This window comes from Enterobacter sp. 342, from assembly GCF_036663495.1.
Classification (GTDB): Bacteria; Pseudomonadota; Gammaproteobacteria; order Enterobacterales; family Enterobacteriaceae; genus Enterobacter.
In genome coordinates, this window is sequence record NZ_JAWUEI010000027.1 from 43,264 (window position 1) to 63,846 (window position 20,583).

Genomic DNA, 20,583 nt, shown 5'->3' on the forward strand with positions numbered 1-20,583 from the left:
CGCTGTCCTTAGTCCGTATTCTTTGGGCTGAGATAGAGAACGCCCAGTGCGCAGATCAGTGATCCCACAACCACGCTTAACAGATAGCCCGTAACGTTAGTCGCCAGCGGCCATCCCCATATCGCCGGCAGAGGAAGGGTTTGCTTCACGCCCAGGGCAATCGCCAGTAACGCGCCAGAGACTGCGCCAACCATAAAAACAGGGATCAGGCGCGGGTTTTTCAGAATGAAAGGAATGGCACCCTCTGAGATACCGATAACGCCCAGTAGTAATGAGGTACTGCCGACGGTTTTCTCTTCACTGCTAAACACGGCGGGAAGGCCAAAGCGACCGTTAAGCAAGGCGGCGAAGCCGACGCCGATGGATGGGATGACAATTGCCAGTTCACGCGCGGTTAAATCGAACGTTTCGCTTACACCGTTAAGTCCGAGCGCGACTGAGCCCGCAGCTTTATTGATAGGCCCACCCAGGTCAAATGCCGTACCCGCAGCGATCATCGCCGAATAGAAACCTCGCCCGGTATCACCAGCGGAGGTAAAAAAGGTCACCATGAGCTGGTTAAGTGAACCAAATACAGGGTTTATCAGGTATTCCATCACCATTACCAGCGTTATGCCGGTGATGAGCGGAACGATTAGCATGGTTTTAATCGTCGTGAGTTGTTGCCTGACGTGAATGGTGTCATTGAGCCAGCGCACGAGATAGCCCACAAAAAAACCGATAGCGATAGCGCCGAAAAACCCCGAAGGCATAAAGTTTTCGATATCAAAGAAACGTTTATATACCTCGTCCGACATAATCCCGCCGATCAGTCCCGGTATCAGAGCCGGTTTTCCCGCGATAGAGAAGGCCAGATACATGGCGAAGACCGGATACATAAACTTGATGGTCAAAAAGCCAAGTTTATCCAGCATGCTAAATGGCGAGTTTTCGATGCCGATAAACTGACCGGTAATCTTGGCAGTCGCCATCATGAGCCCACCCATAACGACAACCGGCAACATGTAACTGATGGCCGCCATAATATGACCGATAAAAATTTGATATGCCGAGCGCTGGGTTTCCGCGTCACACGCGATTTGGGTCGTGGCTTTATCCATTGCCAGCGCCTGACGCAAATAGCGGTCAGTATGCTTAATCAGTTCCTGAGTACGGGTCTGGAGGTGGGGGATGTTTTCGAAACGCTCCGCATCCTGGATGGGGACATCGGTTGCCAGGATTACGGCACTGGCGCTGGCGATATCCTGCGGGGTGAGTCTGTTTTTAACCCCATCACTTCCCTGGGTCTCGACCTTCACATCAAGGTCGTGTTGTTTCGCCCACGCGGTAATTTTATTTGCCGCCATAAAGGTATGGGCAATTCCCGTCGGGCAAGCAGTGACTGCAACAATTTTTTGTTTCGTCATGGTAATCATTCCTGGCTATGAAAATAGCGGCAGTATAATGAGAAACAAAAATAGCCATTAATGTTTGCTAATACTTATTACGTACCATGATACTCATAAAGATAATATGTGAAGCGCCTTCCAGCATGTGCGGGAGGAAACTGATAGTATTACTGTGTTTTGTTAAAGGATGGATGGTATGAATTCTTTTCAGGGAAGCGAACGTTTGATATTTGAATACATTCAATATCATGCACAAAATATTTCTAATATATCGGCTAAAGAGATCGCTCGCGATACCTATACCACGACAACCTCTGTTAATCGTGTCTGTAAAAAAATGGGGTATCAAAGTTATACCGAGCTGCGGTATCGCTTTTTACGCGATCACTGTACGGCAGCACCGTTACAGCCTGTCTTATGCGAGGAGGGTGAAGGGATTGTTGAGAATGTGTCGGCTTTACTTATTCAATCCAGCCATATTTATCTCTATGCTCGCGGGGCATCGCTGACCAGCCTCAATTACCTGTCCCGCTTTCTTTCGCTCGCGAGCCTGCCGCATCTGATTTTGAACGACATGCATCAGCTTACGCGCGTGTCAAAAGGCACGCTGGTCCTGATCAGCAAATCGGGTGAGACGCAGTCATTGATCGAAATGGCGCGCAACGCGCTGCGTAAGGGGCTTAAAGTCGTCGCCATTACCCGCCGGCACTCCATGCTGGCGACACTGTCCACGCTGTGCTGGCCTTTAGAGATTGATATGAATGCTATTTCGCTTTACCAGCGAGAAGGCCAGCTGGAGCTGCTTAGCGCCGTTGACCGTATCGGCTGCAGACTCTTGCAGCACGATACGGTGTCAGGGGAGTTATAGCTTTTTCACAATGCCCAGTCGAACGGCGTAGTCATTTTCATGGTTGCCGTCATCATTGATGTAGGTTTTATCCAGTGATACCAGTTCGACGTAGGGCGTCCAACCATCATCGAGTTTGTAGTTGAAGGCAAGGGTATGCTCCCAGTAGGTGTCATCCCCAGTGCCCTGATCCACATTATCCTGCCAGCGGAAGCGCGGATTATAGGACATACCAAATTTGCCGATGTTGTACGCAAACCACACATCAAACTGATGCGATTCACGACGGGTGTAGCCACTGCCATCTAACTGTTTGTCGCTGTGGGCGTCGTTGACGGTGTTATAGCGATAACGTGCTGACAGGTTGAGTCCATTATCAAAGGATTTCCAGCCCTGGATAAAGGGACGGTAATGCGTATTGCTGGCAGTAAACACCGTCACCATTCCGGGTGCGACAGCATAGCCGTTGCCCAGGTCAAAACGCCAGCGCGTTTCAATTTCCTGTGCAGCTTCTGTTAATCCTTTGTCATCAGGATTATATCGGTCTGTATCGCCAAAAAATGTATCGTTGTGATTTTGCGCGGCTTCAACGGAAAAATAAAAACCGTTATCGGCTTGATGCATGACTTTAATACGTGAATCATTTACATCGGAGCGTGTGTTATGCCCAAAGCGAAGGTCGACAGAGGTATTTCCACACCACGCCTGACCGCTGATGAATAATGCGCTAATACATGTTGCTTTAATAATGATGTTTTTCATAATATCCTGCCGGGTTATTTAATTGGCAGGCTATTTTTATTTTGGCCGCGATTGATTGTAAAAGTTATCGTCGTACATTTAACGTATCGTTAAACCTGGTCATAAAAAGAGACGGCCTTAATGCCGTCTCATCGCGTTTTTATTTCTGTAGCCACCAGACGGCTTCGAAGGGACGAAGCGTTGTGGTTAGTGGCTGTGCGTAATTACTCATCACCCTTTGCCATTCTCCGTGCAGGATATCATCGTCCCATGTCTGGCTCTCGCCGCTGAGGTTCGCCACCACAATCAGCGTCTGTCCCTGCCACTGGCGGCGATAGCACCAGAGGGAAGGGTGTTCAGGCAGCAGATCCTCATAATCACCCCACGTCAGCACCGGCAGGGTTTTACGCAGGCTAATCAACGACTGATAGGTGTAAAACACCGAATCCGGGTCATCCTGCGCGGCGCGGGCGTTAACTGTCTCGTAGTTGTCGCACACACCAATCCACGGCTCACCTTCGGTAAAGCCCGCATTATGCGAAGCATCCCACTGCATTGGCGTGCGGCCGTTATCGCGTGATTTACTCGCCAGAATCGCCAGTAACGCTTGCGGATCGCGCCCGTGCGCCCGCAGTTCGGCGAACATATTCAGACTTTCCACGTCACGGTAATCAGTGATGCGGCTGAAGTGCGGGTTGGTCATGCCCAGCTCTTCACCCTGATAGATATACGGTGTGCCCTGCATGCCATGCAGCACCATGCCGAGCATCTTCGCAGCCTGAACGCGGTATTCCCCTTCGTCACCAAAGCGCGACACGATGCGCGGTTGATCATGATTACACCAGAACAGCGCGTTCCAGGCTTTGTTGTGCATGCCCTGCTGCCAGTGACGGAAGAGCGTTTTGAGTGCCACGAAGTCCGGTTTCGCCTTCGTCCACTTTTCGCCGCCGGGATAATCCACTTTCAGGTGATGGAAGTTAAAGGTCATCGACAATTCACTGCCATCAAGAGAGGCGTACTGCTGGCAGTTTTCCAGCGAGGTCGAGGACATCTCGCCCACCGTCATCAGATTGCGCGGCGTAAAGACATCGCGGCTCATCTCCCGCAGATATTCGTGAATGCGCGGCCCATCGGTGTAGAAACGGCGGCCATCACCCGTCTCGTCATTCGGGAAATCCTGATCTTTTGAGATCAGGTTAATCACGTCGAGACGTAAGCCGTCCACGCCGCGATCGGCCCAGAACTCGCACACCTTTTTCAGTTCGGCGCGCACTTCAGGGTTTTCCCAGTTGAGATCCGCCTGCTCCGGGGCAAAGAGGTGCAGGTAATACTGCTCGCTTTCGGCATGCCAGCGCCAGGCATTGCCGCCAAACTTGGAGCGCCAGTTGTTGGGAAGCTGCTCCGGCGTACCGTCGCGCCAGATATAAAACTGGCGGTACGGGCTCTCTTTATTCAGTGATTCGCGGAACCAGGCATGCTGCGTTGACGTATGGTTAAACACCATATCCAGCACGATGCGAATGCCGCGCTCATGCGCCCTGGCGACCAGTTCGTCAAAATCATCCAGCGTGCCGTAGGCGGGATCGATGGCGGTGTAATTCGCCACGTCGTAGCCGTTATCCACCTGCGGGGAGATATAAAACGGCGTCAGCCAGATGGCGTCGATACCGAGGGTTTTCAGGTAGTCCAGACGCTGCGTCACGCCGCGTAAATCACCGGTGCCGCTGCCAGTGGTGTCCTGGAAACTCTTTGGATAGATCTGATAGATGACGCCGTTCTGCCACCAGTGAGGAAGGGTATTCATAATGCGTTCCTGCAAATGCGAAGGGGCGCAACTGCGCCCCGAAAGATAAAGTTAAACAATCTGCAGCGAGCCCTGACGGAACTTACGCTGGTAAACCACGGTGGTGAGCGCCATTGGGACGATAATCGCGATGGCCATCGCCAGGGCAAACACCTGCCAGAAAGCGGGCTGGATGGAGAGAATGCCCGGCAGACCACCAACACCGATACCGTTCGCCATTACGCCGTTCAGACCGCACACCAGCCCAGCCAGACCGGAACCGATCATCGCGCAGAGCATCGGGAAGCGGTATTTCAGGTTGATACCGTACATCGCCGGTTCGGTGACGCCGAGGTAGGCGGAGATGGCAGCCGGAACAGAGATTTCACGCTCGTTATGTTTACGGCTGACGATGATGATGCCGGTTACCGCAGACGCCTGCGCAATGTTAGACAGGGCGATAATAGGCCAGACCGGCGTGCCGCCGAGGCTCTGAATCATCTGCATATCAATGGCCAGCGTGGTCTGATGTACACCGGTGATCACCAGCGGGGCGTACAGGAAACCGAACAGCGCGGCACCAATCGGCGCGAAGCTGCCGGTCATCAGGTGACGCACCGCGAAGGCCACGCCGTCGCCGATCATGCGGCCAAACGGACCAATAAAGGCATGCGCCAGGAATACGGCAATAATCAGTGAGCAAACCGGAACCACCACCAGATATAGGTAATCCGGGACGATGCGTTTTAAGCGAGTCTCAATGAAGCCCAGCGCCAGACCTGCCAGCAACGCCGGAATGACCTGCGCCTGATAGCCCACTTTAGCAATGGTAAACAGACCAAAGTTCCACACCTCCGGCACCTGCTGACCAAGTAAGTAAGCGTTCATTAACTGTGGAGAGACCAGTGTGACGCCCAGTACGATACCCAGAATTGGCGTACCACCCATTTTGCGCACGGCGGACCAGCAGATCCCGACTGGCAGATAGAAGAAGATCGCTTCGCCAATCAGCCACAGGAAGTCATAAACGGTTTTCAGCGCCGGGTACATCTGCGCCAGGGTTTTACCGTCGCTCATCGGCACATCACCGATGACGTTACGGAAGCCTAAAATTAAGCCCCCGCTGATCAGCGCTGGCAGCAGTGGGAAGAAGATTTCCGCGAAGTGGGAAATCAGCTGCTCATGCCACTTCATGTTCTGGCGCGCGGCTTTCTTTGCCTGCTCTTTATCGGCAGAAGAGTGCCCGGTAGTCGCCAGCAGAGCCTGATAGTAATCGCCCACTTCGGTACCGATAACGACCTGGAATTGCCCGGCGTTAGTGAAGCAGCCTTTAACCATGGAGAGTTCCTCAATGGCTTTCGGGTTAGCCTTGGCCGGATCGTTCAGCACGAAGCGCAGGCGGGTAATACAATGGCTGACTGTCGCGATATTTTCGCGCCCGCCGACCAGGACGATCAGCTGATCGATATCTGCTTGTTTGACTTTACTCATCATGAAACCTCATGACAGATGTTGAGGGGGGTAATGACCTGAGCGCAAGCCTACTCCTTCAGCGTGACGGCGAAAATGGGAACGTTCCCGAAATCAGGCGAAGATCACAATAAACCGATTAACGAGGGTTAAGAGAGGTGGACGGGAATAACGATCTGGCGCGGTTCAGTTCGCCCGTTGATCTGCTCGATCAACTGTGTGGCGGCCTGTCTGCCGGACTCGGCATAGCCCGGATCGACGGTGATGATCTCCGGGTGCAGGAACTTCATCAGCGGTGTGCTGCCCACACTCGCGACCTGCAGATCGTCGATGCGTTGTTCCTGCAAATATTTGCTCGCACCCAGCGCCAGGGTATCCGTGGCACATACCAGCGCGGTGGTCTGTGGTGTCAGGACGCTGGCGACCTGCTCGTAGCCCTGTTTCATCCCCAGCCCAGGCAGGGAGGCCACGGCAGAGAGGTTGTGCTTTTTGCAAAATGCCAGGTAGGCCTCATGACGACGTTTGCCGGTAGTGACGTCCGCGTGCGGCACGCCGAGGAAACTAATGTGGCGATGACCTTTATCGAACAGTCGCTGCATCAGGGTGATAATCGCGCCTTCGTCGTCATAGCAAACGGAGGCAAAACCGTGGGCATCGCGCGCCAGCAGCACCAGCGAAGGCTGCCAGGGTTTCAGCATCTCCTCTTTAATGCCGGTAAAACCAAACAGCACCACGCCGTCAATGTTGCGTCGCTGAAGCATACCCAGATGCTCTTCAACCAGTTGGGGAGAGAACTGGCTCTCCATCATGATCGGATCGTAGCCTTGTTCATAGAAGGCGGGCAGCATGGTCTGAACGGCGAGGTTTTCAGACAGAGAGTCCAGACGCGAAACAATGATGGCCACCACCTTATCACTCTGTCCACGCATGGCACGCGCTGAGCGGGAAGGGGAAAAACCGTGCTGATTCATCACCGCTTCAACACGCTCACGCGTACGCTCGCTGACGCCACTTTCGTTGTTCAGCACGCGCGACACGGTGGATTTCCCCACGCCGCTTAAACGCGCGATGTCTTTAATCGTAAGGCGGTTCTGCATGCTGTATTCCCTGTAACAACGACAAAGTGGTTAATTGAGCCTAATGACTGAGCACGATTTCGCTATGGGCAAAGTCTGGTTTACGTTCGGTTTATTTGCAGGGGAGTATAATACCGCCCGAACCATCACAAAGGGTACGCCTAAATCCTTATACTGCGCGGCGACACCCTGTTTTTTACTTACCGGAGGCTTCATGGATCCCGATCCCACACCTCTCCTGAACGGGAGAAGACGTTCTTTCCGGTAAGCCAGCCTTTTGCTGTCTCACCGGTGTGAGGCAGCAACGTTATCAGCGTTCCTGCTTAAAAAATTAAGTGCCTGCCAGGTACGGCCTTGCCACGCCTGAAGGAAATGCTGCGTCCGCGTTTGCGGATGCGGAGGAATGACTATGTTTAAAAATATTACCCGGCAACTACAGGCCCTGTTAAGCCGCCACCTGCCACATCGCCTGGTTCAGCGCGACCCGCTGCCCAATGCCAAAAACATGGCTGGTGCGGCGATCCCCGCTTCTCTGACCGAGCGCTGCCTGAATGTGGCAGCAATGGATGAAAACGAAGTCTGGCGCGCCTTTGGCGGACACCCGGAAGGGCTGAATGCGGCCGAAGTGGAAAAAATCCGTGCCGTGCATGGCGATAACCAGATCCCGGCGCAAAAACCGTCTCCGTGGTGGGGGCATCTGTGGCTCTGCTACCGTAACCCCTTCAACCTGCTGCTGACCGTGCTCGGCATCATCTCTTATGCCACGGAAGATCTGTTTGCCGCAGGTGTGATTGCCCTGATGGTGGGGATCTCCACGCTGCTGAACTTTATTCAGGAAGCCCGTTCCACCAAAGCAGCGGATGCCCTGAAAGCGATGGTCAGCAACACCGCGACCGTCTCGCGCGTGATTAATGATCTCGGCGAAAACGCCTGGGTGGAACTGCCCATCGACCAACTGGTGCCGGGCGATCTGGTGAAGCTGGCAGCAGGGGATATGATCCCGGCGGATTTACGCATCATTCAGGCACGCGATCTGTTCGTTGCGCAGGCCTCCCTGACCGGGGAATCGTTGCCTGTCGAAAAGGTGGCGCGAACCCGCGACCCACAGCAGATGAACCCGCTGGAATGTGACACTCTGTGCTTTATGGGTACCACGGTAGTGAGCGGTACGGCGCAGGCGATAGTTACCGCTACCGGGGGCAACACCTGGTTTGGTCAGCTTGCCGGGCGTGTCAGCGAGCAGGAGAGTGAACCTAATGCCATCCAGAAAGGGATTGGTCGCGTCAGCATGCTGCTGATCCGCTTTATGATGGTGATGACGCCGATCGTACTGCTGATCAACGGCTACACCAAAGGTGACTGGTGGGAAGCGGCGCTGTTTGCACTATCCGTGGCCGTCGGCTTAACGCCGGAAATGCTGCCGATGATTGTGACCTCTACGCTGGCGCGTGGGGCGGTGAAGCTCTCTAAACAGAAAGTGATCGTTAAACACCTCGACGCCATTCAAAACTTTGGCGCGATGGACATTCTCTGCACCGATAAAACCGGCACCCTGACGCAGGACAAAATCGTGCTGGAGAACCACACCGATATCTCCGGCAAAACCAGCGAGCGTGTCCTGCACAGCGCGTGGCTCAACAGCCACTACCAGACCGGGTTGAAAAACCTGCTCGACGTCGCCGTACTGGAAGGGGTGGATGAAGAGTCTGCCCGCACGCTCTCCGGCCGCTGGCAGAAGGTGGATGAGATCCCGTTCGACTTCGAGCGCCGCCGTATGTCGGTGGTGGTGAGTGAGCAGGCGAATGTCCATCAGCTGATCTGCAAAGGCGCGCTGCAGGAGATCCTGAATGTGTCAACGCAGGTGCGCTATAACGGTGACATCGTGCCGCTGGACGACACCATGCTGCGCCGCATCAAGCGTGTCACTGACAACCTGAACCGTCAGGGGCTGCGCGTGGTGGCGGTGGCGAGTAAATTCCTGCCAGCCCGCGAGGGGGATTATCAGCGTATCGACGAATCCGATCTGATCCTCGAGGGTTACATCGCCTTCCTCGATCCGCCGAAAGAGACCACCGCACCCGCGCTAAAAGCGCTGAAAGCGAGCGGGATTACCGTGAAAATCCTCACCGGGGACAGCGAACTGGTGGCGGCGAAGGTGTGCCACGAAGTGGGACTGGACGCGGGTGATGTGGTGGTGGGGAGCGATATTGAGCACCTGTCCGACGACGAACTGGCAAAACTGGCGCAGCACACCACGCTGTTTGCCCGCCTGACACCGATGCACAAAGAACGTATTGTCACCCTGCTGCGTCGTGAAGGCCACGTGGTGGGTTTTATGGGCGATGGCATCAACGATGCGCCTGCCCTGCGAGCAGCGGATATTGGCATCTCCGTTGATGGTGCAGTGGATATTGCCCGCGAAGCGGCAGACATCATTCTGCTGGAAAAGAGCCTGATGGTGCTGGAGGAAGGGGTTATCGAAGGGCGTCGTACTTTTGCGAATATGCTCAAGTACATCAAAATGACCGCCAGCTCCAATTTCGGTAACGTCTTCAGCGTGCTGGTGGCGAGTGCATTTTTGCCGTTCCTGCCAATGTTGCCGCTGCATCTGCTGATCCAGAACCTGATGTACGATGTGTCTCAGGTGGCGATCCCGTTTGATAACGTGGACGACGAGCAGATCCAGAAGCCACAGCGCTGGAACCCGGCTGATCTGGGGCGCTTTATGCTGTTCTTTGGCCCAATCAGCTCCATCTTTGACATTCTGACCTTCTGCCTGATGTGGTTTGTTTTCCACGCCAACACCCCGGAACACCAGACGCTGTTCCAGTCTGGCTGGTTTGTGGTGGGGCTGCTGTCGCAGACGCTGATTGTGCATATGATCCGTACTCGCCGCATTCCGTTCATCCAGAGCCGTGCCGCATGGCCGCTGATTGTGATGACGGGGATTGTGATGGTGCTTGGGATCGCGCTGCCGTTCTCGCCGCTGGCGAGCTACCTGCAGTTGCAGGCGCTGCCGCTGAGCTACTTCCCGTGGCTGGTGGCGATCCTTGCGGGTTATATGGTGCTGACGCAGATGGTGAAAGGGTTCTATGCGCGTCGGTATGGGTGGCAGTAAAACCTACGCCGGGTGGCTTTCCTCCCAAATTCAACAACCTGTGATCTCCGTCGGCGCATTCACTTGACGACAAATTGAGCGCATGTTAACAGAATGTTTTGCCTTTATTTGGCCCGTCAGATAAGGAACATTCATGTTACGGTACAGTCTCTTAAGCGCCGGGCTGATGCTCGGCGCCTCCGCGTTTGCCGCCCCGGCAGGCGATCTCCCTCTGATGCCCTGGCCTGCTAAGGTCGAACGCCCGACAACCCAGGGCACGCTGGTGCTCAGCAACAACGTTTCCATTAGCGTCAGTGGGGACGATCTCGGTGACGCCGTCAACCGCCTTCGCCAGCGTATCGCCCTGCAAACGGGCAGGACGCTCCAGCCGCAGGCTGAAAAGCCGGAAAAACCGACCATCCGCATTGCCATCGCCAGAAAGGTCAAGCCACAGCCACTGCCGGATAGCGATGAAAGCTATAAGCTGACGGTGGATGCCAGCGGCGTCGATATCTCCGCCAACACCCGTTTCGGCGCATTGCGCGCCATGGAAACCCTGCTCCAGCTGATGCAGAACGGAGCGGAAAACACCTCGCTGCCGTGGGTTACCATTGAAGATTCGCCGCGCTTCCCGTGGCGCGGGCTGCTGCTCGATTCGGCACGTCACTTTATCCCGTTGGCGGACATCAAGCGCCAGATCGACGGTATGGCTGCCGCAAAACTTAACGTATTGCACTGGCACCTGACCGACGATCAGGGCTGGCGCTTCAGCTCGACGCGTTATCCTAAGCTCACTCAGCTTGCCAGCGACGGGCTGTTTTACACGCCTGAGCAGATGCGCGAGGTCGTTCGCTATGCGACCGAGCGCGGTATTCGTGTGGTGCCAGAGATCGACATGCCAGGCCATGCGTCGGCCATTGCCGTGGCTTACCCGGAACTGATGAGTGCGCCGGGGCCATACAAAATGGAGCGTAACTGGGGCGTGCTCAAGCCGGTACTGGATCCCACTAAAGACGCAACCTATGCTTTTGCCGATGCGATGGTCAGCGAACTGGCAGCGATCTTCCCCGATCCGTATCTGCATATCGGTGGTGATGAGGTGGATGACAGCCAGTGGAAAGCGAACCCGGCCATTCAACAGTTTATGCGCGATCACAAACTGGCGGACAGCCACGCATTGCAGGCGTATTTCAACCGCAAGCTGGAAACGATCCTTGAAAAACATCACCGCCAGATGGTCGGCTGGGACGAGATTTTCCACCCGGATCTGCCAAAAAGCATTCTGATCCAGTCCTGGCAGGGGCAGGACGCGCTGGGGCAGGTGGCACAAAGCGGTTACAAAGGTATTCTCTCGACGGGCTTCTATCTCGACCAGCCTCAGTCCACGGCCTATCACTATCGCAATGAAATCGTCCCGCAGGGATTAAACGGTGTGGATGTGATTGCCGACACCGACAGCGTCCAGAGCTGGGCCTTCTCCATGCCGCGTCTGAAAGGTAAGCCGGTAGAGGGGAGCTTTACCCTGGTGAAAGGGGAATCTGGCTGGCGCGGGTTTATTGATTTCGCCGGGAAGTCCCGCCGCGCGGTGCAGGATATTGAATGGCGTGATGACAGCCAGGTGACGTTCACCGTCGACACCTGGATGGGCGAAACGCGGCCAGTGGTTTCCGTTGATAACGACAAGCTGAGTGGTTATTTCCTTGTGGGGAATACGCGCTACCCGATTAGCGGCGCGCGTCTGGACGACGTGCCGAAAGGCATTCCGCCTGTCGTGCCGGACGTAGCGAATCAGGCCAACCTGCTCGGTGGTGAAGCCGCGCTGTGGGCGGAAAACGTGGTGGCACCGGTGCTGGATATCCGCCTGTGGCCGCGTACTTTTGCGGTGGCGGAGCGGCTGTGGTCCGCGCAGGACGTCAACGATGTCGACAACATGTATACCCGTCTGCAGGCAATGGACAGCTGGTCGACGGTATCGGTCGGGTTGCAGCAGCATACCCAGCAGCAGGTGCAGTTCACGCGGCTGGCGAACAATGCCGACACCTTGCCGCTGCAAATCCTCGCCCAGGCGGTAGAGCCTGCACAGTATTACACGCGTCAACATCTGAAGTTCCAGGCCGGAAACTATCATCAGTTTGAGCCGCTTAACCGGTTCGCTGATGCGCTAAACGCCGAAAGCACCACCGTGCGCCAGATGAACAAATGGGCTGACCGTCTGGTCAGCGATGCAGAAGACACGGAAAGTGCTGACGCGCTGCGTCACGTCTTCAACCGCTGGCAGAGCAACACCAGCGATGCGCTGGCGTTAAGCGAAAATAGCTACCAGTTGCAGGCGATGAAACCGGTGATCCAGGAGGTAGACAAGCTTGCCTCCATTGGTCTGAGGCTGACGGATCTGGTGGCCCGTCAGGGGACGCTGGATGATAAGGAGATTGCGTCGATTCAACGCGAGCTGGATAACGCGGCGAAGGTTCAGGATGAAGTGGTGATTGCGGCGGTTTATCCGCTGGAGACGCTGCTGCGCGCGACGCGCAACCAATAGCAGGCAACAAAAAAGGCAGCCAGGCTGCCTTTTTTATCGCAAAAGCGAATTAGCGACGAACCGCAATCGCTTCAATTTCGATTTTCACGTCTTTTGGCAGACGTGCAACTTCCACGCAGGAGCGCGCCGGGAATGTCGCGTTGTGCTCGGTGAAGAAGGCTTCGTAAGTGGCGTTAACGGTCGCGAAATCGTTAAGATCTTTCACGAAAACGGTGGTTTTCACGATATCGCCAACTTTCAGACCGGCAGATTCCACAATTGCCTGCACGTTTTCCAGCGACTGACGCGCCTGTGCCGCCACGTCTTCCGGCACAGCGCCGGTTTTCGGGTTCACCGGGATCTGGCCAGAGGTAATAATCATGCTACCCAGATCAACGCCCTGAACGTATGGGCCGATAGCCGCTGGTGCATTTTCCGTCGCGAGTACTTTGGTCATGATTTCTCCAGAATAACAGCTGATTAAATGTTCCCGGCCATTATAGGGAGGCCGGGATCCTTTACCAACCTCAATTAGTTGGCCAGCACCACATAATGAGAAAACTCTTTTTCGCAGTATTTGCATTTGAGTGCGATGTCATCAGCGCGTTTTTTCACTGCAAAACTGGAAGAAACCGGCTCAGCATGACTGATGCAGTTGCTGTTCGGGCAGACCAGCACGCTTTCGATGCGTTCCGGCAGGCTCGGACGGGATTTGCCGACCACTTCATATTCGTCGATGCGGTTGACGGTGGCGTCCGGCGCATACAGGGACAGCTGGTTCACCTGCTCATCGGTCAGGAAAGTGTTCTCAATCTTGATCAGGTCTTTACGACCCATTTCGCCTGACGGCAGATTCAGACCGATGGTGATGCGCTGGTCAGTCTCGGTCAATTTGAACAGCGTCAGTAACTTAAAGCCCACCTGTGCAGGGATGTGGTCAATCACAGTGCCACGCTTGATGGCTTCAACCTGGAGTTTGTTATCGTGTGTCATTGTCGTTTCCCCTTACAGAGCCAATTCGCGATTCAGAACCAGTGCCAGTAACGCCTGGCGGGCGAAAATACCGTTTCCGGCCTGCTGGAAATACCAGGCGTGCGGCGTTTTATCCACGTCGGTGGTGATTTCATCAATACGTGGCAGCGGGTGCAGCACCTTCATGTTGTCGCGTGCGCCCTCAAGGTCGCTGGCGCGCAGCACGAACTGCGCCTTCACGTTGGCATATTCGGACGGGTCCAGACGTTCTTTCTGCACGCGGGTCATGTACAGAATATCGACGTGGCTCATCACCTCTTCGATGCTCGCATGCAGGCTCCACTGAATGCCTTTCTCGTCCAGCATGTCGAGAATGTATTGCGGCATCGCCAGCGCGTCCGGGGCAATGAAGAAGAAACGGTTGCCGTTAAACTTCGCCAGCGCCTGGGTCAGTGAGTGGACGGTACGGCCATATTTCAGGTCGCCGACCATCGCGATGTTCAGGTTTTCAAGCGTGCCCTGGGTTTCCTGAATGGTGAACAGATCCAGCAGGGTCTGCGTCGGGTGCTGGTTGGCACCATCTCCTGCGTTCAGCACCGGAATGCCACCGGAAAACTCGGTCGCCAGACGCGCCGCCCCTTCCTGTGGGTGACGCATGACAATCGCGTCGACGTAAGTACTGATAACTGAAATGGTATCCGCCAGCGTTTCGCCTTTTTTACCCAGCGACGTGTTGCTACTGTCAGAGAAGCCGACCACGCTCGCGCCCAGGCGGTGCATGGACGTTTCAAAGGAGAGGCGCGTACGGGTAGAGGCTTCAAAGAAGCAGCTCGCAATCACCTTGTGCTTCAGCAGCTCCGGTTGCGGATTAGCTTTCAGTTTTGCCGCGGTTTCCAGAACCAGTTCCAGCTCTTCGCGGCTGAGGTCATTTATGGAAATGATGTGTTTTTGATAAAGCGGATTCATGTTTATCTCCTGACGCCGGGCAAAAAAAAGCCCCTCAAATGAGGGGCTCTGGGAATAGGTTTAGCAACGGGAAGAAAAACGGCAGGCCAGCGTCTGATTTCAGACGCGGTAAGACGTTATGTCGTACACGCTTGACCATGCTTCCTCCCGGCAAATTGTCGGGCATTATACGCACCCCGATTTTCGGATCAAGCGATTTAATGCACGCTTTACTCAATGCAAACGGTTCTTTGTGAATATTAATTCGTTCTGAGTAAATAATTAATTTGCTTATGCACCAGCGCGGTACGCTTCACCACCCGGGGGGCGACCCAGACGATACTGCTACCGGCCACCACACCTAAAATTTCCGGTAACTGGTGGTAATCCAGAATACGCGCCACCGCGCGGCCATATCCGGCGACGGTATGAATGAGGATAAACTCGCTATTGTGCTCTACGCTCACCACCATTTCAGAAACGGTACGTGCGGCATCGGGGGCAGGACGCAGTTGGGGATTCAACGAATAAATCTTTAGCCCTTTGGCATTTCGAATTTTTATGACGCCGAGCAATTTCAGCAGACGCGAAACGGTCGACTGGCTGATGCTGTCAAACCCTCTCTCCTGCAAATCGCGACGAATTTCTTCCTGTGAAAGATAGCTCTTTTCGGCGATGAGACGCTGGCACACCGTTAGCTGCAGTTGTTCTTTGGGAGAGTACGCTTCGTAATCCATCATGTTTCCCATATCAGTTCCTGAAATAACCGGTGGCACTGCACCGATCCGTAAGCCGGATAAGCGCAGTGCCATCCGGCAAATCACAACAAGGCACCCAGGCTTAGCGCCACCATAATCACCACCGTCAGGATCGCCAGCAGCGGCGCAACCCATTTCAGGTAGCGCACGTAAGGCACACGGGCGATAGCCAGCCCGCCCATCACCACCGCTGAGGTTGGCGTGACCAGGTTAACGATGCCGGAGGCCGACTGGTAAGCCGTAACTACCAGGTCGCGGTTGACGTTAGCGAAATCGGCTAGTGGTGCCATGATCGGCATCGTCAGTACGGCCAGGCCGGACGAAGAAGGCACAAGAAACGACAGAACAACTTCCAGCCAGTACATCACGTTGATAAACGCCACCGTGGACAACCCGCTGACCAGACCTTCCGCGCTGTGCAAAATGGTGTGGGTAATCATGCCCTTATCCATGATGACTACGATACCGCGCGCAATACCGATAATCAGCGCGACACCCAGCAAATCTCGCGCACCGTTGATAAAGGTTGAGGTAAGCTCCTCTTCACTCATACGGGCGATAAGCCCCACGATAATGGCGCTGGCGAGAAACACCGCCGAGATCTCTGCCATCCACCACCCCAGCACCGCCACGCCGTAGATCATCACCGCGAAGGCGAGGGCGAAGATCACCAGAATGATTTTGCGCACCGGGGTAAATTCCAGTGACTGCTCTCCCTTGTTGCCAAGGAAATGGGCGCGGTTCTCTTCCTGTTTGTCTGCGACGATAGAGAGAGACGGATCCTGACGAACTTTACGGGCGTAGCGCATCACCCATGCCACGCAGATGATCCAGCCGATCACCAGCAGCGCCACGCGCAGGGCGATACCGTGGGTGAAGGGGATCCCGGCGGCGTTGGCGGCGATCACCGTGGCAAACGGGTTAATGGTGGAACCGAGCGTGCCGATCCCCGCCCCGAGCAGCACGGTAGAGGCGGCAACCACCGGGTCAAAACGGGCGGCCAGCATGACGGGCACCAGCAAGGTATAGAAAGGCAGTGACTCTTCGGCCATGCCGTAGATCGTGCCACCTGCGGCAAACAACGCCATCAGGATCGGGATCATCCACTCTTCGCGTCCGCGCAGGCGGGTCGTCACACGTTCGATCCCGGCGTCAATTGCCCCGGTTTTGGTGACGATCCCGAGAAAACCCCCGATGATCAGGATAAACAGCGCTACGTCGATCGCGCCGGCCTGACCGGACACGGGATCGTACAGCCCGGCGATGGGGGCCATCAGGACGGAAATCAGCCCCTGCGGGTGCGCCGCAACGTGCGCGTACGTTCCGGCAATCGGGACTTCTTTGCCAAGGGTTTCATTCATCGCCATCTGGTACTGACCGGCCGGAACAACCCAGCTCAGCGCCGCCACAACGGCAATCAGAAAAAAGAGAATGGTGTAAGCGGAGGGAAACTTGAACTTGCCCATGATGTTCTCCTGAACCCGGCGCACCCTGTGGCGCGCCGGGCGGTGATTAGTCGCCGAGTGTCGCCACCATGACCGCTTTAATGGTGTGCATGCGGTTTTCTGCTTCGTCAAAGACGATAGAGTTCGGTGATTCAAAGACCTCTTCCGTCACCTCAAGCCCTTTCAGGCCGTAAGCCATCTCGATTTCACGGCCCACTTTGGTGTGCTCGTTGTGGAACGCCGGCAGGCAGTGCATGAACTTGACGTTCGGGTTGCCAGTGGCTTTCATCACCTGAGCGTTAATCTGGTAAGGCTTCATCAGGCTGACGCGCTCGGCCCATGCCTCTTTCGGTTCACCCATGGAGACCCACACGTCGGTGTAGAGGAAATCGGTCCCCTGAACACCTTCTTCCACGTCATCAGTGAGGGTGATGCGCGCGCCAGTCTCTTTGGCGATGGCGCGGCACTGCTCAACCAGCCCCGCTTCCGGCCAGAAAGATTTCGGTGCCACGAGGCGGATATCCATCCCCATCTTGGCCGCGCCAACCATCAGAGAGTTGCCCATGTTGTTCCGCGCATCACCCAGATAGGCAAAGCTCAGCTCCGGCAGGGTTTTGCCTGGCGCATGCTCCAGCATGGTCATCAGGTCAGCGAGGATTTGGGTCGGGTGAAACTCATCAGTCAGACCGTTCCACACCGGTACGCCCGCGTACTCGCCCAACTCTTCAACGATGGCCTGGCCGTAGCCGCGATACTCAATGCCGTCGTACATACGGCCCAGCACGCGGGCGGTGTCTTTCATCGACTCTTTATGGCCGATCTGCGAGCCGCTTGGGCCGAGATAAGTGACCTGCGCACCCTGGTCAAACGCGCCGACTTCAAAGGCACAACGGGTGCGGGTGGAGGTTTTTTCAAAGATCAGGGCGATGTTTTTCCCGACCAGGGTTTGCTTCTCGCGTCCGGCTTTTTTAGCGGCCTTGAGTTCGATGGCAAGGTCGATCAGGTACTGGATCTCTGCCGGGGTGTAGTCCAGCAGTTTCAGGAAGTTGCGGTTTTTCAGGTTGATGGTCATGGGTAAATCCTTTTTGAAATTTGAATTAGTTACGAATCAACGTGCCTTTCTCGCCCGCGAGGATCTCCGCGCCGTCAGCCAGCGCACCGATCCCGGCAATCCCGTTGCAGGTTTCAACAAACTCGCGGCAGGCGGCCACTTTTGGTCCCATCGAACCGGCGTCGAACTGCATGCCTCTGAGCAGTTCCGGCGTCACCTGTGCCAGCGGGCGCTGGGTCGGTTTGCCCCAGTCGAGATACACCGCGTCGGCATCGGTGAGGATCAGCAGGGCATCGGCCTCGATCTGGCGCGCCAGCAGCGCGGCGGAGAGGTCTTTGTCGATCACCGCTTCAATGCCGTGATAACCGTTGGCGTTTTCCACCACCGGAACCCCGCCGCCACCGTTACAGATCACCAGGTGATCGCGCTGGATAAGCGCCGTAATCGCGTCACTCTCAACGATGCGTTTGGGTTGCGGGGAAGGAACGACGCGGCGGAAGTAGCTGCCGTCGGCCTTAAACACCCAGCCTTTTTCCGCAGCCAGCGTTTTCGCCTGGGCTTCGCTGTAAACCGGGCCGATATACTTGGTCGGGTTGCTGAACGCCGGGTCGGTGGCATCCACCTCTACCTGGGTGAGCAGCACGCTCACTTCGCGCTGGGGAAGATTGTTTTTCAGCGCCTGCTGGAGCATGTAGCCGATCATTCCCTGGCTTTCGGCACCGAGAACGTCCAGCGGGTAGGGCGTGACTTTGTCGTAGGCGCTGTTCTGCAATGCCAGCAGCCCGACCTGCGGACCGTTGCCGTGAACCAGTACCACGCGCCACTGCTCCGTCAGCCCGGCGATGGTGCGGGCAGCCTGCTCGATGTTCTGGCGCTGGATCTCCGCTTCCAGCGGTTCGCCGCGTTTCAGTAACGCGTTACCGCCAAGCGCCACAACCAGAGTGGGTTTTCGTTCCATGATGGCTCCTTTAAATTCCGTCACGTTCCAGTGGGCAGCTCATGCAGCGCGCGCCGCCGCGACCGCGTCCGAGTTCGTCACCCGGGATCGGCAGCACGGTGATGCCCGCTTTGTCGTATTTCTCGTTGGTCCAGACATTGCGCTCGTAACCAATCACCACGCCCGGGCGGATGGTCAGAACGTTATTGGCGTCATTCCACTGTTCACGTTCGGCCTCAAAGGCATCGCCGCCGGTGGTGATCAGGCGCACCTGGTTAATGCCGAGGGCTTTTTCGATGGCGTGGAGCAGGTCGGTTTCCTGAGTACGCAGCAGACCGCCGCGTCCGTCCGGGGTGAGCGTCCAGCACTGGGCATCTTTGCGCACCACTTCCGGGTAGACGGAGAAGGTGTCCACGTCGATGTGGGTCATCACGGTGTCGAGGTGCATGCAGGAGCGGTGTTTTGGCAATTCGACGGCAATCACACGTTCGGCCTGGCGGTGTTTAAACAGGCTGTTGGCGAGAAACTCCACGCCCTGCGGGGTGGTGCGTTCTGACATGCCAATTAATACCGCGCCGCGTCCAATCACTAATACATCGCCACCTTCTAATGTCGCGTGATCGTAATTAATATTTTCGTCGCCGAAATACTTAATAAAATCACCGTCGGCAAATGCAGGATGCCAGCGATATATGGCCCGCAGATTATTAGTTTCACGCTGACGAGCCGGTTTAGCCATTGGGTTAATGGACACACCGTTATAAATCCAGCAGGAAGTGTCGCGGGTAAATAAATGGTTAGGCAGCGGCTTCATAATAAAATCATTCGCCGTGTGGGTATCCACCACCATATTTTTAATGGCTGCCGGAATTTCACCGTAGGTTAATCCGCCGCTTAACCGGCGCGCCAGTTCACGGTGCGGCATATCCGCCAGCCAGCCGCGCACATCACCTGCAAAGGTTGGCCCGAGGCGGTAGTCAGAGATTTGGGTTTCGAGAAGCCAGGCTTTTGCTTCTGCAATATCAAGCGTTTGAGTGAGAAGGTCGGTCAACAGCAGGACTTCCACACCCTGCTCGCGCAGCGTGTTTGCGAAAATATCATGCTCTTCACCCGCCCGTTCAACCGAGAGCACATCATCGAAGAGTAATTCCTGACAGTTCGACGGCGTTAAACGTTTCAGACTTAAATTTGGACGGTGCAGCATAACGCTACGCAATTGACCAATTTCAGAACCGACGTAATGCTTTTCCATAATTATTCCTTTAACTGTTTTTAAGAATAAAAAGGGCATGCGCCATGTGATGTGATTATTTCCATGGCGGCTAAGCTCAATTGATTTCGAGGTTCATACTAGGCGGTTAAATAATCCGTATTGTGATATTGCTCACGTGAAACTGGATATTAAGCGGTTTGTTTTCATTTGCATGATTCGCATCAGATAATGATTAATTGGATATAATTGCCGGGTGAATAGCTAAGGAAGGTGCGAACAAGTTCCTGATATGAGATCATCATATTCATCCGGAGCGCATCCCAGAGGGACATCATGAGCCAT

Annotated in this window: 17 protein-coding genes and 1 pseudogene; 4 read left to right on the forward strand and 14 right to left on the reverse strand. The window is 55.3% G+C overall.

All coding sequences use genetic code 11. The features are described 5' to 3' along the window. Positions 1 to 8: 8 nt before the first annotated feature. Positions 9 to 1,406 (reverse strand): PTS fructose transporter subunit IIC, encoded by a 1,398-nt coding sequence (locus V6E55_RS18995; RefSeq protein WP_316943625.1) that lies wholly within the window; start codon positions 1,404 to 1,406, stop codon positions 9 to 11. A gap of 178 nt (positions 1,407 to 1,584) precedes the next feature. Between V6E55_RS18995 and V6E55_RS19000 the strand changes: the two genes are divergently transcribed. Beyond that, positions 1,585 to 2,256 (forward strand): MurR/RpiR family transcriptional regulator, encoded by a 672-nt coding sequence (locus V6E55_RS19000; RefSeq protein ID WP_236920976.1) that lies wholly within the window; start codon positions 1,585 to 1,587, stop codon positions 2,254 to 2,256. Here V6E55_RS19000 and V6E55_RS19005 read toward each other — a convergent pair. The 4 genes from V6E55_RS19005 to treR all read right to left on the reverse strand — a co-directional run bounded on the left by V6E55_RS19005 (position 2,251) and on the right by treR (position 7,326). Then, positions 2,251 to 2,997: an oligogalacturonate-specific porin KdgM family protein gene (locus tag V6E55_RS19005; RefSeq protein WP_236920977.1), complete on the reverse strand. Its 747-nt coding sequence runs from the start codon at positions 2,995 to 2,997 to the stop codon at positions 2,251 to 2,253. The two genes, V6E55_RS19000 and V6E55_RS19005, sit on opposite strands and share 6 nt — an antisense overlap. A gap of 139 nt (positions 2,998 to 3,136) precedes the next feature. Then, complete coding sequence (gene treC, locus V6E55_RS19010; RefSeq protein ID WP_236920978.1) at positions 3,137 to 4,780, reverse strand: alpha,alpha-phosphotrehalase; 1,644 nt, start codon at positions 4,778 to 4,780, stop codon at positions 3,137 to 3,139. 51 nt (positions 4,781 to 4,831) lie between these two features. Next, positions 4,832 to 6,250: a PTS trehalose transporter subunit IIBC gene (gene treB / locus V6E55_RS19015; RefSeq protein ID WP_129997140.1), complete on the reverse strand. Its 1,419-nt coding sequence runs from the start codon at positions 6,248 to 6,250 to the stop codon at positions 4,832 to 4,834. Positions 6,251 to 6,378: 128 nt separating this feature from the next. Next, positions 6,379 to 7,326, reverse strand: coding sequence for a trehalose operon repressor TreR (gene treR, locus V6E55_RS19020; RefSeq protein ID WP_114979587.1), 948 nt, complete (start codon positions 7,324 to 7,326; stop codon positions 6,379 to 6,381). A 388-nt stretch (positions 7,327 to 7,714) separates the two neighbouring features. Here treR and mgtA point away from each other — a divergent pair, with 388 nt between their 5' ends. Both mgtA and V6E55_RS19030 read left to right on the forward strand, forming a co-directional pair. Continuing rightward, entirely contained in the window at positions 7,715 to 10,423 is a 2,709-nt protein-coding gene (gene mgtA, locus V6E55_RS19025) for a magnesium-translocating P-type ATPase (RefSeq protein WP_316943627.1), read from the forward strand. Between the two features lie 133 nt (positions 10,424 to 10,556). Further along, entirely contained in the window at positions 10,557 to 12,941 is a 2,385-nt protein-coding gene (locus V6E55_RS19030) for a beta-N-acetylhexosaminidase (protein ID WP_316943628.1), read from the forward strand. A gap of 49 nt (positions 12,942 to 12,990) precedes the next feature. On the opposite strand, the gene ridA is transcribed toward V6E55_RS19030, so the two are convergent. The 4 genes from ridA to V6E55_RS19050 all read right to left on the reverse strand — a co-directional run bounded on the left by ridA (position 12,991) and on the right by V6E55_RS19050 (position 14,997). Next, positions 12,991 to 13,377 carry a 2-iminobutanoate/2-iminopropanoate deaminase gene (ridA, locus tag V6E55_RS19035; RefSeq protein WP_014068687.1) on the reverse strand — a complete coding sequence of 129 codons (387 nt, stop codon included), beginning with the start codon at positions 13,375 to 13,377 and terminating at the stop codon, positions 12,991 to 12,993. 74 nt (positions 13,378 to 13,451) lie between these two features. Then, positions 13,452 to 13,913, reverse strand: a complete 462-nt coding sequence (gene pyrI, locus V6E55_RS19040) for an aspartate carbamoyltransferase regulatory subunit (protein ID WP_028016502.1) — start codon at positions 13,911 to 13,913, stop codon at positions 13,452 to 13,454. 12 nt (positions 13,914 to 13,925) lie between these two features. Then, entirely contained in the window at positions 13,926 to 14,858 is a 933-nt protein-coding gene (gene pyrB, locus V6E55_RS19045; RefSeq protein ID WP_025759900.1) for an aspartate carbamoyltransferase, read from the reverse strand. Positions 14,859 to 14,892: 34 nt separating this feature from the next. Further along, positions 14,893 to 14,997, reverse strand: coding sequence for a pyrBI operon leader peptide (locus V6E55_RS19050; protein WP_022646880.1), 105 nt, complete (start codon positions 14,995 to 14,997; stop codon positions 14,893 to 14,895). Between V6E55_RS19050 and V6E55_RS25880 the strand changes: the two are divergent. After that, positions 14,977 to 15,094, forward strand: a pseudogene (locus tag V6E55_RS25880) (hypothetical protein). The gene V6E55_RS19050 and the pseudogene V6E55_RS25880 sit on opposite strands and share 21 nt — an antisense overlap. 3 nt (positions 15,095 to 15,097) lie before the next feature. Here V6E55_RS25880 and V6E55_RS19055 read toward each other — a convergent pair. From V6E55_RS19055 to arcA, 5 genes are all read right to left on the reverse strand, one after another. Beyond that, positions 15,098 to 15,577: an arginine repressor gene (locus V6E55_RS19055; RefSeq protein WP_028016503.1), complete on the reverse strand. Its 480-nt coding sequence runs from the start codon at positions 15,575 to 15,577 to the stop codon at positions 15,098 to 15,100. Between the two features lie 80 nt (positions 15,578 to 15,657). Next, positions 15,658 to 17,061, reverse strand: a complete 1,404-nt coding sequence (locus V6E55_RS19060) for a YfcC family protein (protein WP_114979159.1) — start codon at positions 17,059 to 17,061, stop codon at positions 15,658 to 15,660. A 46-nt stretch (positions 17,062 to 17,107) separates the two neighbouring features. Next, a complete protein-coding gene (gene argF, locus V6E55_RS19065; RefSeq protein WP_119935755.1) occupies positions 17,108 to 18,112 on the reverse strand; it encodes an ornithine carbamoyltransferase in 1,005 nt (334 codons plus the stop codon). Positions 18,113 to 18,137: 25 nt separating this feature from the next. Further along, complete coding sequence (gene arcC, locus V6E55_RS19070; RefSeq protein ID WP_316943631.1) at positions 18,138 to 19,049, reverse strand: carbamate kinase; 912 nt, start codon at positions 19,047 to 19,049, stop codon at positions 18,138 to 18,140. 10 nt (positions 19,050 to 19,059) lie between these two features. After that, entirely contained in the window at positions 19,060 to 20,280 is a 1,221-nt protein-coding gene (gene arcA, locus V6E55_RS19075; RefSeq protein ID WP_008501384.1) for an arginine deiminase, read from the reverse strand. Positions 20,281 to 20,583: the final 303 nt, after the last annotated feature.

Bases quoted from the DNA above. Each gene is read 5' to 3' on its own strand.
- V6E55_RS18995 (WP_316943625.1), bottom strand. From the start codon at position 1,406: ATGACGAAACAAAAAATTGTTGCAGTCACTGCTTGCCCGACGGGAATT.
- V6E55_RS19000 (WP_236920976.1), top strand. From the start codon at position 1,585: ATGAATTCTTTTCAGGGAAGCGAACGTTTGATATTTGAATACATTCAA.
- V6E55_RS19005 (WP_236920977.1), bottom strand. From the start codon at position 2,997: ATGAAAAACATCATTATTAAAGCAACATGTATTAGCGCATTATTCATC.
- treC (WP_236920978.1), bottom strand. From the start codon at position 4,780: ATGAATACCCTTCCTCACTGGTGGCAGAACGGCGTCATCTATCAGATC.
- treB (WP_129997140.1), bottom strand. From the start codon at position 6,250: ATGAGTAAAGTCAAACAAGCAGATATCGATCAGCTGATCGTCCTGGTC.
- treR (WP_114979587.1), bottom strand. From the start codon at position 7,326: ATGCAGAACCGCCTTACGATTAAAGACATCGCGCGTTTAAGCGGCGTG.
- mgtA (WP_316943627.1), top strand. From the start codon at position 7,715: ATGTTTAAAAATATTACCCGGCAACTACAGGCCCTGTTAAGCCGCCAC.
- V6E55_RS19030 (WP_316943628.1), top strand. From the start codon at position 10,557: ATGTTACGGTACAGTCTCTTAAGCGCCGGGCTGATGCTCGGCGCCTCC.
- ridA (WP_014068687.1), bottom strand. From the start codon at position 13,377: ATGACCAAAGTACTCGCGACGGAAAATGCACCAGCGGCTATCGGCCCA.
- pyrI (WP_028016502.1), bottom strand. From the start codon at position 13,913: ATGACACACGATAACAAACTCCAGGTTGAAGCCATCAAGCGTGGCACT.
- pyrB (WP_025759900.1), bottom strand. From the start codon at position 14,858: ATGAATCCGCTTTATCAAAAACACATCATTTCCATAAATGACCTCAGC.
- V6E55_RS19050 (WP_022646880.1), bottom strand. From the start codon at position 14,997: ATGGTCAAGCGTGTACGACATAACGTCTTACCGCGTCTGAAATCAGAC.
- V6E55_RS19055 (WP_028016503.1), bottom strand. From the start codon at position 15,577: ATGATGGATTACGAAGCGTACTCTCCCAAAGAACAACTGCAGCTAACG.
- V6E55_RS19060 (WP_114979159.1), bottom strand. From the start codon at position 17,061: ATGGGCAAGTTCAAGTTTCCCTCCGCTTACACCATTCTCTTTTTTCTG.
- argF (WP_119935755.1), bottom strand. From the start codon at position 18,112: ATGACCATCAACCTGAAAAACCGCAACTTCCTGAAACTGCTGGACTAC.
- arcC (WP_316943631.1), bottom strand. From the start codon at position 19,049: ATGGAACGAAAACCCACTCTGGTTGTGGCGCTTGGCGGTAACGCGTTA.
- arcA (WP_008501384.1), bottom strand. From the start codon at position 20,280: ATGGAAAAGCATTACGTCGGTTCTGAAATTGGTCAATTGCGTAGCGTT.